Here is a 13,488-nt window from a genome sequence, read left to right on the forward strand (position 1 = left end):
AGCTCAACATCTTATATTATTGAATACTCATTTAACCACCAACGGTAATATCGAACCATAAAAAAGCCGCCTTAGGCTAGGCCTAGGCGGCTCTTTTTATCTTAGCACCCTACTTGAGTAAGACCGCGAATCAAGCGAGCCTCTCCATAGGTACTATCTACGCAAAGCTCGACAACCATTCGATAATACTGACACCAATACCGTAGACCCAATGTTTAAACGAGCGCCACCACTGTGGTTGCTGGCGATACTCTAAATCATCATTGGCCTCCTCGATAATATAAGCATGGATCGAGGCCACCTGTGGCTTATCCAAAACATCGCTAAAGCCAACCATGCCCAACCCCTTCAACGCACCATCATAGACGATCTGCTCGAACATATCGTGAAAGTTACTGTTGAGGTAACGTAAATCGGGGATCATGCCTCCCGATACTGCATTGGTGCCATGGCAACCATAGCAGTAGAGGTGATAGAGCTGTTTACCCTCTGCTAGTGTCTGCTCGTCAGCACCGGTTCGCGCCGGTGGTATGGGGGGCTCGACTGCAGCTTTCAACGGTGGTAAAGCATCACTGCCGCCGAGTTTATAGACTAAGATGCGCCCCTTACTCGGCTCATCGTAGGGTTTCACGCCTAACGCAAGGGGAAGGATACCACCCCAGCTCGCTGCCACGGCGATGTATTGCTCACCATCGACACTGTAGCTGATCGGCGCTGCAATGATGCCAGTCTGCGCATCGACATCCCACAGCCGCTCACCCGTATCGGCGCGATAAGCCGCCATGCGTTGCGCGGCATTGCCCTGAAACACCAGGTTACCCGCCGTTGCCAACACACCACCATTCCAGGTCATCTTGTGCTCGACGCTCCAGGCCTCACTCTGGGTACGGGGGTCCCAAGCCACCAAGCGACCGCCAGTTAACCCTGTCGCCATCAGGCCGGCAAACTGCGTGTCGCCGGGCGGCACCTCGACCATCTCGATGCCGGAATTCCAGCGGCCAGGCTTGAACTTAAAGTTCTGTTCTTTGCGAAACGGCACCATGGCCTCGATGACCGGGATATACACATAACCGGTTTCAGGACTATAAGCCATGGGGTGCCAGTTATGCGCCCCCATATGGGCGGGGCGAACTAACTTCTCGCCACGGCGGTAGTCGGCAATGTCACGATTAATGTTCGGTCGCCCTGTGCTGAGGTCGTAACCACTGGCCCAGTTGACCGCAGTATAGGGCTCTGCCGACAACATCTCGCCAGTCTCTCTATCGATGACAAAGAAGAAGCCGTTCTTCGGCGCCTGCCAGATCACCTTTCTCGCTTCACCGGCAATCTCCATATCGGCCAACATAATCTGTTGGGTCGAGGTGTAATCCCACATGTCACCCGGTGTCTGTTGACGGTGCCAGATATACTCTCCACTGTCTGGGTTGAGCGCGACAATAGAAGCGACATAGAGATTATCCCCGCCCTCTGGCGAGCGAATATCCAAGTCAAAGGGGCCGCCGTTACCGACACCGATATATAGCTGATCAAGCTCCGGATCATAGACGATCGAATCCCACACCGTACCGCCCCCCCCGTACTTGTACCATTCGCCACTCCAGGTGTCCGCCGCATTGGCCATTGCCTCACTCTCGAAGCCCAGCTTAGGGTCGCCGGGAACGGTAAAGAAACGCCAGATCAACTCACCATTATCGACGTCGTAGGCTGACACATAACCACGCACACCATATTCGGCACCACCGTTACCAATATAGACCTTGCCCTTCGCCACTCGCGGTGCACCCGTAATGGTATAAGGGCGATTCTTATCGATGGTCAGCGTTTCCCACACCTGCTCGCCGGTCTTGGCGTCGATAGCGACTAAACGGCCATCCAGGGTGCCGACGATCACCTTACCTTGATAGACCGCAACACCACGATTAACCGCGTCGCAGCAGGCGAATTGCCCCCACTCTTTCGGTACCTTCGGGTCGTAGACCCAAAGCTCTTTACCTGTCTTCGCATCGAGGGCGTAAACAACACTCCAGACACCTGAAACATACATCACCCCATCGACAACAATCGGGGTCGCCTCTAGACCACGGTTAGAACGTGTATCGTAGTGCCAGGCAAGGCCTAAGTCGGCAACATTATCCGTGTTTATTTGCTTCAACGGGCTAAAGCGTTGCTCCTGATAGTCTCGGCCATGCGACAACCACTCTCCACCAGATGCCGCCTCGGCAATAATTTTCTCTGTCGTCACAGAGCCCGCCGCATACTCTTTGCCATGACTCCAAGCCGAGCTCAGCGTCATTGTCACCACAAGCATCAGTGAACTACACAGGGTATTCAATCTCATCATCGTCCTCACACCGGCGCCAGACGCCGAACACTCTTATTATTAGCAGGTTATCAACATCATTGTATGAGGATTATGGGCCTAGCCCAATGTCTATAGCGGCCGTTTAACACGCAGCCTGCGTACAAAATAGTCAGCCCCACCTCTAACGGTGAGCGCTATCACTGAGAATAGTATTAAGTAAGGTATCAGCACTGATAGAACAAGCCTCGTCACGCCAGTAGGTTGGGCGAGGGGCTAAGTCTACAAACAATGATTAATCAAAACCCTTCTTGTCCTTATAGAAGGCTTGAATTTCCACCATGTCTTTCTCAAAGTCTCCAGTCGGCGTATAGCTATGACCAAAGCCTGCAGTCTTTGTCGCCGTATCAATATAGCCCAGTATAATCGGTACACCGGCCTGATGAGCAATATGGTAGAAACCACTCTTCCACTTTGTCACTTTAGCGCGCGTGCCTTCCGGGGGAATCACAACCACTAACTCGTCACGCTGTTTAAACACTTCAACGGTCGCATCGACGGTGTTGTTCGAACGGCTGCGGTCGATAGCAATACCGCCAAACCAACGAGCGATAGTGCCAAGCGGAAACTGAAACAGGCTGCTCTTACCCATCCAATGAACATCCATGCGCAAAGTAAAAGCCGCGCCAATCATCAAGGGAAAGTCATAGTTACTGGTATGAGGTGCCGCTATCAGTACATATTTCTTTGCAGTAGGTGCTGAACCCACGACTTTCCAGCCTCGCAAGCGCATAAAAAAACGCGATACATAATGGCACAAAAAACTGACAACGGGCGTGCGAAAAATTGTTCTGTTCACTTGAAACAACACCTCAATAAGACAACAAGTTAACTAGGCTAAAACACAACCCATATTCCAAACTGATAATTATACCCAATAACGAGGCGACACGCCCGAGAACTATGCATTTTGTTGCATATCATTTGCTTACGGGAAGAAAACGACGCTAGTTTTTTCAGTACAACGTACGTAATATGGATCTCATCTATCCTTGTTCAGCAAAATAATCCCTATAATTATGTCTGTATATAGCTTGCTAAAAAGGTCTATTTTTCCACTACTGGCGGTGCTACTTTCGTACACTCTGACTGCCAGTGGCGCCAATGCTATTGGCTTTCAGAGCGACAGCCTCATTGACAGTAGCCATCAACTCACACTTGCCGACCTTCACCAAAACGACCGTTTTACTCCTTTAGGTAGCGATCGCTTGCATGCAGGCCTCAACAACGCCAGCTATTGGCTACGCATCTACCCAGAACACGGGCAGAGTTTTGCCGCTCACTTCCTCAACATCGATTATCCGCCCCTCGATCGCATCGAGATACTCCTCCCTGATCAACAGGGGAAATATCACTCCCACCTCTTCGACGATAATATTCCCATCACCCCACTCAGTAGCAACACCGCAACTCAATACACATTACAGCTAAATGAATTCGTTAGCCCTGAACTACCCGTTTATATCAAAGTGACAACAAGCAGTTCCGTCGATGTTCCGGTTACCATCCTCGACCAGCAGCAATTACTCCAACAACTAAGCTATAGCAGTCTCATTTATGGGGTTTACTTCGGCGTTCTCAGTGTTATGGCGTTATATAATTTATTTATTTATTGCTCTACGCGCGACGAAAGCTATCTATTATACGTACTATACATCGTTAGCTTTAGCTTAATGCAAACCTCCATTACGGGCCATGGCTATCGTTATCTGTGGCCTACTCACCCTGAGCTCAATGCAATAATAACTCCCTTTCTCATGAGTATAAGCTGCTTTTGCGCCGCACTGTTTAGTCGCAGTTTTTTGCAAACAAAACAGCACCTACCTAGTGCCGACAAATTATTAATAGCGACGGCCTTCATCGCCGCTTGCACCGCCGTCAGTAGCTTCTTTCTGCCGTATTCGCAGAGTACACAGCTTAGCATGGTCGTCGTATTAATATTCACTATACAGGCCATCGCCACGGGGGCTCTTTGTTATTATTTCAACGTTAGGATAGCCAAATACTTTTTGCTCGGTTGGTGCTGTATTTCGGCTGGTGCGTGCATCGTCGGTTTGACAGCTATCGGCCTATTACCCGCTAATTGGCTTACCCGTGGCGCAGGCCAAATAGGTTCGGCGATCGAAGTCATTGCTCTTTCGCTAGCCCTCGCCGACCGCCTGAATCAATTACAGCGAGAAAAGAGCAACATCAAAAAACAGGCCCATCTGCAGGCTCTTAAAGCTAATCAAGAGCTTTCTAACGCACTGTCGCAACTCGAACAGAGCAATCAAGTTAAAAATCGTTTCCTATCAACGCTTAGCCATGAGTTACGCACACCTATTACAGGCATTGCCGGCTCCCTCGCACTGATTGATCGTGACAACCTTCCTGTTCGTGTCAACCGTTACCTCAACTCGGCCAGTAAGAGCACACGGCAACTACAACAACAAATAGAAGCCTTGCTGCAGCTTAGCGATAGTCAATCAGAGCACTTCAAACCTCATCAGCACCGTTTCGACTTACATTTATGCCTACAAAAAATAAGCGATCACTACACTGCGCAATGTGAAAAACGACAGCTCGAATTTTCCTACTCTACCTCTGAAGACACACCACAATGGGTCTTTGGCGATCAATCTCGCCTCGAACTCATTCTGCAACAGTTATTCAACAACGCAGTTAAATTCACTGAGCAAGGCAGTATTCGTCTCAACGTCAGCGCCGCAGACGGGAAACATAACAAGATCGTTTTCTGTCTCACAGACACAGGCTGCGGCATCAGCGAATCAGAACAACAACGATTATTCAACGCTTTTGAGCAAGCCGATAACAGTGCCTCGCGGCGCCACGAAGGTCTTGGGATAGGCTTGGATCTCTGTCATCAACTCACGCAACACCTGAGCGGAGACCTCAGGCTTCACTCTGAACAAGGTGTTGGCAGCAGCTTTACCCTCTGCCTGCCACTGCCCGCCGCACCCGAGCACAGCTACCCGTCACAAGAAACACGCTCGCTATCAATACTGGTTGCTGAAGACAATGCCGTCAACCGTATGATATTAAAAGCGCAGCTAAAACAACTGGGGCATAACGTAGACTGTGTTTACAACGGCCAACACGCCTTCGAAGTGTGCCTCAAACAGCGCTTTGATATTATTTTTATGGACTGCCAAATGCCCATTGTCGACGGTTATGTTGCCACCCATCGCATTAAACAGAACGGCCTCAACCGGCAAACCCCCATCGTCGCAGTGACCGCCAACACGATGACTAACGACCTTGCCCGCTGCCATGCCACCGGCATGCAAAGCGTACTTGCCAAACCGACGACGATCGAGCAGTTACAGAGCAGCTTACAACGCTGGGTGGGCACTGATAGCCTTTACGCGCAGTCGCTACTAGGCACGCACGACTAAATATCACTCGCTAAACCGCTCTATTAGCAAAACCGCAGGCTGAGCCAACAAGAATCATCGCTACTCATTATAATGCACAACAACTCACCCATAAATTCAACGCCATGCTAGCAGCAATTTGGCGACTCAATGTTTACTAAGAGCCCATAGCCAAAGCATAAAGAGTAGCGCAGACTAAACCAAAAGCTGTGCCGAGAACCAAAAGAAGCCTGTGACGCGATTTGTTAGCGCCAAATGACAGGTTTTGCTATTGAGCCCAGCAGACGACTAGTTATGCTAATAAGCACTATAACAGCAGCTAGTAAGTGATGACCTTTGGGCTCGAAGCACATAAGCAGCCATGACATCTCACTTTCACTAGCACCATTAAAGTATATCGATGCGGCCACAACTCATGCCCAGCCTTCAGCAGCAACACTGCTGCATTAACATCGGCTGGCAGAGATGACCAAAGTAGAGGAGAGATCTCAATGGATGCGTTAGAAACCTTCCGCCAAGAAGTCAGGGAGTGGTTGCAAGCTAACTGCCCCGAAAGCCAGCGCCAACCGGCTGTTCGTGAGGAACAAGTATGGGCTGGTAAGAATAAGACCTTTCCTACCGATGATAGTAAGCTTTGGTTTGAGCGCTGCCGTGACAAAGGCTATACCGTACCCGAATGGCCCGTTGAGTATGGCGGCGCCGGTCTCAACGAAGCAGAATGTAAGGTGCTCAAGGATGAGATGAAAGCCATCCGAGCGCGTACTCCACTCCTCGATATCGGTATCTGGATGCTCGGCCCAGCCGTCTTTGAGTACGGCACCGAAGAGCAAAAGCGTGAACACCTACCCAAGATCACCGCGGGCGACATTCGCTGGTGCCAAGGCTACTCAGAGCCCGGTGCCGGCTCCGATCTCGCCTCACTGCAAACTAAAGCCGAAGACATGGGTGACCACTACCTGGTCAACGGCACCAAGATCTGGACCACCAACGGCGACAAATCTGACTGGATCTTTTGTCTCGTCCGTACCGACCCAAATGCTCGTAAGCAAGAGGGCATCAGCTTTCTATTGATCGATATGGAGAGTGAAGGCGTCTCCGTCTCACCGATAGAGCTGATCAGTGGCGAGTCTGAGTTCTGCCAGACCTTCTTCGATAACGTTAAAGTCCCCAAGAAAAACCTTATCGGAGAAGTGAATACCGGTTGGTCCGTCGCCAAAGCTCTGCTCAAACACGAACGCAAGCTAATGAGCGAAATTGGTGGCGACACCCCTGGCCCCAAGTTTGGCCCCGTCCAGGCCGCACTCGAGTATGTTGGCAAGGGTGCCGACGGCAAGCTCAGTGATGCCGCCTTGCGCGACCAGCTGGTGCAGCATGAGATGAACTTCCGCGCCATCGGCCTCGCTCACTTCCGTACCTTCGAAGAGCGTATGACCGGCCAAACAACGCAATTGCCACTGATCATGAAATATGTCGGCACCGAAGAGCAAAAGCGTAAAGAAGAGCTACTAATGGCCCTACTTGGCAGCCAGGCACTCGGCTGGTATGACGACCAGTTCAGCGAAGACGAACTGTTAACCGCTCGTGGCTGGGCCTTCTCAAAAGCACTCTCCATCGCCGGTGGTTGCTCAGAAGTGCAGCTAGATATCATCGCCAAGCGCGCCCTCAACATGCCCGATCTGCCACGCGCTAAATCGTAAGGAACTTGCCATGTCTTTAGTATTTAATGAAGAACAACGTCAACTGCAGGATGCCGCCAAGGCTTTCTTCAACGAGAATGCGCCCATTGACGCGCTACGTAAACTCCGCGACGAAAAAGATGCCACGGGCTATGACACGCAGCTATGGGCGCAGATGAGCGAGCTTGGCTGGGCCATGATCACCATCCCCGAAGCCTATGACGGTCTCGACTTCGGCTATCTCGGCCTCGGCGCTATCGCTATCGAGAGCGGTCATACCTTAACTGCTTCGCCGCTTTTTGGCACCGTCGTACTCGGTGCCTCTGCCATTGAAATAGCCGGTAGTGAACAACAAAAGCAGGAGCTACTACCGCAGGTCGCTTGTGGCGAGTTAACCTTGGCGCTAGCACTAGAAGAAACCAACCATCACAACCCCGCAGGTGTATCGTTAACAGCCGCAAAAGGCGCCGACGGCTATGTACTCAATGGCAGAAAAAAACTCGTGCTAGATGGCCATAGCGCCGATAAGTTAGTGGTTGTCGCCCGTACTAGCGGTAACGCAGGCGAAGCTGGCGGACTATCACTCTTCTTAGTCGATGCCGACAGCGCGGGCATTAGCCGCCAGCGCACCACGCTGATCGATAGTCGTAACGCCGCCAATATCGATTTTGAAAATGTTGTCGTCAGTGCTGCCGCCCTGCTCGGCGAGGCTGACAACGCCTGGCCAATATTGGATCAGATCCTCGACCGTGGTCGCATCTATCTCGCTGCCGAAATGCTTGGCGGTGCCGACGAATGTCTCAGCCGTACCGTTGAATATCTTGGCGATCGCGAGCAGTTTGGCGTCAAGCTCGGTAGCTTTCAGGCGCTCAAGCATCGCTGTGCCGAGATGTATTGTGAGCTTGAGCTCGCACGTTCTGTCGTGATGGACGCACTCAGCGCCATCGACGACCAACGTGCCGACAGCGCTGCGATGGCCAGTCTCGCCAAAGCACGCTTAAACGACGTGTTCAAACTTGTCACCAATGAAGCGACGCAAATGCACGGCGGTATCGGCGTCACTGACGAGCTGGTCATTGGTTTCTTCCTTAAACGCGCTCGTGTTGCCATGCAAATATTTGGTGACGCCGGTTTCCACCGCGATCGCTATGCGACCCTGTGTGGTTACTAACGAATAGTGACCATGTATGATCGGTTGAATAAAATATACGCGCCAGTGGCGCGTATATTGCCAACACACAGAAGCCGCTAATACATTGTAAATTTTTTAATTAACAATAAAATCCAAGCGATTTAACAAAATACAACCGTACCGCGACAAACGACAAGCAGCTCTCAGGGCTTACTTAAAAAGTTAAAAAAGCCAAATCAAGCGACTTCCACCTACAAACGATATTCCGGCCCGATTTACTCCCCCTATATAGAAGTAAAATCACATAACAAAGTAATGTGACGAACAGTCATAAACTCAGGCAAAGATGCCCTTCAATGATACCTACCGAAAATCGAGACACTAGGCAGTTTGATAAAAAAGTAGGGTGAATGCATCAATTACTTTTTCTTTAAATCAACGACAAGACCACCATCGTTACTGTCTCCGTTCCTATACTCTACTAAGTCAAGGAGAGTGCAGAGTGACAAACCATGTAATAATATCGTCAGCCTGGCTCCCCCCCTACTATCACGACATTTCCCACTGCGTCAGGCGGGGTTTCCTATGCGGTACCGACAAACACAGCCAATAATGCACCCGTTGCTGCATATCGATGAAGAAACGGCCAAATAATGGCAGCAACTCTATTACTTCTTCTACCCCACCTAAATACATACAAATAAAAAAGATAACAACCTCTTCATTTCACCTTAAAGCTGCAAAATAGAAAACCCTCATTAAACTCTATTATTTTTTTTAGAAAATATTTAGTCGAATAAAGCTGTATCCTTACGCGTTTTGCCTGAGCGACCAGCTATTTTGACTTGTATTATCTGTCAGGAAATATCGTGCTATGGAAGTGCACAAAATACAGTTCTGGAGAATAAAAATGAAAAAAATGATGATATTGATGGCAATGATTAGCCTATTATCTGGCTGTGACCGCATTTTTGGCGGCGGGAGTTCAAGCACTAATTTTAAGCCGGAGGTAAAATCAGGAATCACTACAGATTCCGAAGCGGGAATAGATACTGCGGAGGGAGCGGATAGCGAGGCGGGAATAGATACTACGGGAGGAGCGGATAGCGAGGCGGGAATAGATACTACGGGGGGCGCGGATAGCGAGGCGGGAATAGATACTGCGGGGGGAACGGATAACGAAGAGGCTCCAGACACCGAAACATGTTCCGATGATGAAACAGCAGCAGATGCCACTGTAAACTCGACGACACAATCATGTGATGGCTCATCAGATGCAAACCTATTTACGCCCTATGAAGGAGGCTACTCTCTCGACCTTAATCAGGCGCGCTCTACAGAAGAGGGATTAGAAGGGCTATGGATATTAGCGACAGAGTACAAGCAAGAAAAGGTCTATCAGCAGGGTACCACTGACCGAATAAAGTCCTATAGCTTATCAACAGCAATGATTACTCGAACTAACAACGTAGATGAGTATAAGCTACAAATCTGTGGTTTGAACGAAGAGGGTGATCCTCCTTACGTTCTTGATGGTATTCACTACAAGGATCTTACTGCCATAGATTTCACACTTGATAGTGAAAATAGTTACCACGCACTAACAGAGCCCTCATATGATAACCAGTGGAGTAAAGACGTATTGGTGTCCCTCGAAGATAATCGCCTCACAATGGAGGTTGAGGTAGCCCTGACCCGAAGTGAAGGTGAAGGTGAAGGTGAAGGTGAAGGTGAAGGTGAAGGTCTTTACTCTAACGTTAAAAAGAATAAGATAAGCGGCATTAAAATCGCTGAAGACGCCAGAGCGACCAACTTAGGAAGTGTCAAGTCATGGCATGCCTATGATCAGTACGGGGCAATGATTATGCCGTTATCGGGTGATTTAAGCATTCGGTGTTTTGCCATTTATCAATCTATTGGTACGTCAACATCACATCACGGCGAAGAGTTGTCGAGTGACACCATGGATCTATTACAGGTTGTTGCAACGGGGGAGCAAGAAGAAACGCTTAGGCTAGATTTGGTGGTATTAGCAGACAATGATTTGGTGATGAATCAGTCTAGCAGTAGTAAGCATTTCTTCGTTGGCAGCGGTACTAATAGGCCTCTGGTTGTCTTTTCAGAGCAGACAGAAGAGCTTAATGAAGAAATAGGCGGGGGATTTTCTGAGTTTACGCATGGTATCAGATTTAGTGAGGATAACGTGAGATTTGATATTAATGTCGTTAGCCATCAAGGCCATGTCAGTGTAGAGCTATCGGTGGATCAACCGCTAGCCGCTATGATTACTCCGCAAATCAATAATAACTTAGCTACCCCAGCCACCAATAACTAAACAAACCACAACGTAATTCTGCAGGTTTCTTTGTTTAATCAATTGGTCATTCGGTTGATTAAACATAGAGACACCCATCGATATTCTACAGCCTGCAAACATTTTGTTTTCTTAGACATCTTTTCTAAAAATAGACAAATATAAATTATCAGATCGCGGCAACCGCCGGCCAAGAACAACCGCCAATGCAAGCAATTCTATTGGTGCTATCGCCATCATTTAGTAGGTTTTTATTGATGCTTTTGTGGTAAAGCTTACCTAGCCAAGCCGATCCTCTTAATATATTCCTGAAAGGTTTTGCCAACCCTGTTGATGTGTAACAGGCATCCATGCTTAACAACCTCCTGATATGGCAGCGCGATAATATCGCCTATTTCTATAGAGCTTATAATCAACGGACAATGATAGCGTGAACAATAAAACTGTATTAATTGTTGGTGGGATATCCGTCTTTAAATTATCGTTAGATAAATGCGGATGGATAAAAAGTGATTATGCCTCTAAAGCTCACTCCTAGGTTCTAATGAACCTAGGGCGTATTGAGCAATAAAAAACACCTAACAACAAATACCCCTACATAGCTCCTCCTATTGTGATTGAACCTCCCTTTTCATGATGACGAATCAAGCTGCTAAGCGACTTCGAACAATCCGTTATTTACCGCTATTTCTACAGGCTGGCTACAGTGGGAAGTCGAGACCGATTCCTAGCTCGATATAACTTTCATCATCACTGACTCCCGTTTCCGTGATATAACCTTCCACTAGGACCGAGGGAAACTCCGTTTTCAGCCACCCCCCCAACATCTCACCGATATCCAGTTCCAGTCGCGCCACGTTAAGCAGTTCGTTGATCGTCGGCTCCATCTTCGTCAGCAGGCCGGGCAGCGCCGTCGTTACAATCATCGCCAACACATCCGGCGGGAATTGGTAGACATCAACCAAGCTACCACCATTAACAACAACACCACTCAGTTGCAGCAGCTGTTCAAATTCCAACTGCAATCGACCATCACCTATGGCACCCAGCGAAGTATCAACCAGGACATCGGCGGTGATATCTAAAATCACCTCCTCACCATCGCCATTAGGCGTGGCTATCTGCAGACGCATCTCATTAATACCGGCCTGTATACCAAGAGCAAACGCTGACTCACTATCGACCAATAACTCTGGCGGGGCTGAGAAGCCTAAGCGAATAAGGACTGCGTCATCTGCCTGATAGCCAAACGAACCGACGAGAATCTTGCCGAAATCACCGAGTGACTCCATCGTCATCGGCAGTGCTAGTTTTTGCTCGAGCCCACTTTGATAGACTGCTGCGAGTACCTGATTGGCGAGATCAACCGCGACCACCGCACTAATATCTGTCGGTGCGCTTAATTCATTCGCCTGCTGTAAATAACTACCGATGCGCCGCGAGCCCAATAGCTCTCGGCCAGGATAAACCTCTGCCGCATGAATGCTGCCACCTAACACCGCCATGCCATCGCCGTTAGTCAGTACTGACAACTGCTGAGCGTGCATATTAATTGCAAACTCTGCATCATCGACCTCGTCACCATCGATATCGACCGGTAACGATAACGGAATCGCCGGAATCGGTAGTAGACCAAGGAACGGACCAATAGCATTGGCAGCATGACGATCTATGACTTCTACCACGGCTTCCTTCAGTATCGGCAGCAGGTAGGGAGCTAGCGCATTGGAGTCGACTCTCATCCTACCCACTGACAGGTTCAAATCACTCGACTCATTCAACACCAGCTTGATAGAGTGATCATCTGTCGCATAAACGCCAATCTGCAGCTGCAGCGTAATATCTTCCGTGCGAATCATGGTGTCACGATAACCCCGCCACAACGCCCGCTTCAGTTGCGTATGCAGCGTCGCCAGGGGAATAGCAACCGAGACATCGAGTGTTAGCTGTTGTTCCTCACTGTTATTAAATGACAGTGCCACATCAGGTGTGCCATGCAGCTGCAACGCTTTAAGGTACAGGTCACAACCTCGTAATAGGAAGGTATCTACAGCGCAGGCGCTTGGATCCAAAGACAGCACTGACATCAGGTCTAAGTCCGTTAACAAACGCCCCAGCACAGGCCCCAGTTCAGCACTCAGTTGGTGAGCGATCACCAACTCAATCGCCGAGTCTACCGAAGCATCGACAGCGCTGTAATCTATCTCACGATAGGCGCCGCCATCCCCGTAAAGCTTCAACTGATAGCTAGTAGACCGCGGTAAAGGCAGAGTAAAGTTCTCACCTTGATAACTTAACGGCGAGTAGCCGTTGATATCGACACGATTATATATCGTGCCATCGAGACGTCCCTGCACGAGCAAAGTATCACTCGCTTCATCCTCGCTCTCTACGGATGTAATCACCACTGCCGATAGTGGCGAGTCACTAGAGTAAGCTGTGACTGCAATTAACGAGGAACTCAAGGCTACGGCCAACAAAGCCATTGTTCGTTTTATATTTTTATAATTCATTATATTTCCCCTCATAATATTGAAGTTAGCCAAGCCCAATCTCTGACAGCACGAGCTGCAGAGCTGAGACTGGTACTAACGTCTTATACGTTATGCCGATATGAGGAAATAAACAGGTTA

The 13,488-nt window shown here is 49.2% G+C and carries 7 protein-coding genes; 4 read left to right on the forward strand and 3 right to left on the reverse strand.

Annotation, left to right across the window (positions count from 1 at the left end; genetic code table 11):
- Positions 1 to 157: 157 nt before the first annotated feature.
- Positions 158 to 2,341, reverse strand: coding sequence for a PQQ-dependent dehydrogenase, methanol/ethanol family (locus EDC56_RS03355; protein ID WP_123711089.1), 2,184 nt, complete (start codon positions 2,339 to 2,341; stop codon positions 158 to 160).
- Positions 2,342 to 2,594: 253 nt separating this feature from the next.
- Positions 2,595 to 3,068 carry a lysophospholipid acyltransferase family protein gene (locus EDC56_RS03360; RefSeq protein ID WP_245980635.1) on the reverse strand — a complete coding sequence of 158 codons (474 nt, stop codon included), beginning with the start codon at positions 3,066 to 3,068 and terminating at the stop codon, positions 2,595 to 2,597.
- Between the two features lie 310 nt (positions 3,069 to 3,378).
- Between EDC56_RS03360 and EDC56_RS03365 the strand changes: the two genes are divergently transcribed.
- The 4 genes from EDC56_RS03365 to EDC56_RS03380 all read left to right on the forward strand — a co-directional run bounded on the left by EDC56_RS03365 (position 3,379) and on the right by EDC56_RS03380 (position 10,876).
- A complete protein-coding gene (locus tag EDC56_RS03365; protein WP_123711091.1) occupies positions 3,379 to 5,754 on the forward strand; it encodes a hybrid sensor histidine kinase/response regulator in 2,376 nt (791 codons plus the stop codon).
- 470 nt (positions 5,755 to 6,224) lie between these two features.
- The gene (locus tag EDC56_RS03370) at positions 6,225 to 7,430 is read left to right on the forward strand and encodes an acyl-CoA dehydrogenase family protein (RefSeq protein ID WP_123711092.1); all 1,206 of its coding nucleotides are present in this window, start codon (positions 6,225 to 6,227) and stop codon (positions 7,428 to 7,430) included.
- 10 nt (positions 7,431 to 7,440) lie between these two features.
- Entirely contained in the window at positions 7,441 to 8,580 is a 1,140-nt protein-coding gene (locus EDC56_RS03375; RefSeq protein ID WP_123711093.1) for an acyl-CoA dehydrogenase family protein, read from the forward strand.
- An 892-nt stretch (positions 8,581 to 9,472) separates the two neighbouring features.
- On the forward strand, positions 9,473 to 10,876 hold the full coding sequence (locus EDC56_RS03380; protein ID WP_148059296.1) for a hypothetical protein: 1,404 nt from the start codon (positions 9,473 to 9,475) through the stop codon (positions 10,874 to 10,876).
- A gap of 680 nt (positions 10,877 to 11,556) precedes the next feature.
- Here the strand turns inward: EDC56_RS03380 and EDC56_RS03385 are convergent.
- The gene (locus EDC56_RS03385) at positions 11,557 to 13,368 is read right to left on the reverse strand and encodes a hypothetical protein (protein ID WP_148059297.1); all 1,812 of its coding nucleotides are present in this window, start codon (positions 13,366 to 13,368) and stop codon (positions 11,557 to 11,559) included.
- Positions 13,369 to 13,488: the final 120 nt, after the last annotated feature.

Source organism: Sinobacterium caligoides, assembly GCF_003752585.1.
In the GTDB taxonomy this organism is placed as follows: Bacteria; Pseudomonadota; Gammaproteobacteria; order Pseudomonadales; family Sinobacteriaceae; genus Sinobacterium; species Sinobacterium caligoides.

What these genes read in the sequence shown, in the direction of transcription:
- EDC56_RS03355 (WP_123711089.1), bottom strand. Translation starts at nt 2,341, where the DNA reads ATGATGAGATTGAATACCCTGTGTAGTTCACTGATGCTTGTGGTGACA.
- EDC56_RS03365 (WP_123711091.1), top strand. Translation starts at nt 3,379, where the DNA reads ATGTCTGTATATAGCTTGCTAAAAAGGTCTATTTTTCCACTACTGGCG.
- EDC56_RS03370 (WP_123711092.1), top strand. Translation starts at nt 6,225, where the DNA reads ATGGATGCGTTAGAAACCTTCCGCCAAGAAGTCAGGGAGTGGTTGCAA.
- EDC56_RS03375 (WP_123711093.1), top strand. Translation starts at nt 7,441, where the DNA reads ATGTCTTTAGTATTTAATGAAGAACAACGTCAACTGCAGGATGCCGCC.
- EDC56_RS03380 (WP_148059296.1), top strand. Translation starts at nt 9,473, where the DNA reads ATGGCAATGATTAGCCTATTATCTGGCTGTGACCGCATTTTTGGCGGC.
- EDC56_RS03385 (WP_148059297.1), bottom strand. Translation starts at nt 13,368, where the DNA reads ATGAATTATAAAAATATAAAACGAACAATGGCTTTGTTGGCCGTAGCC.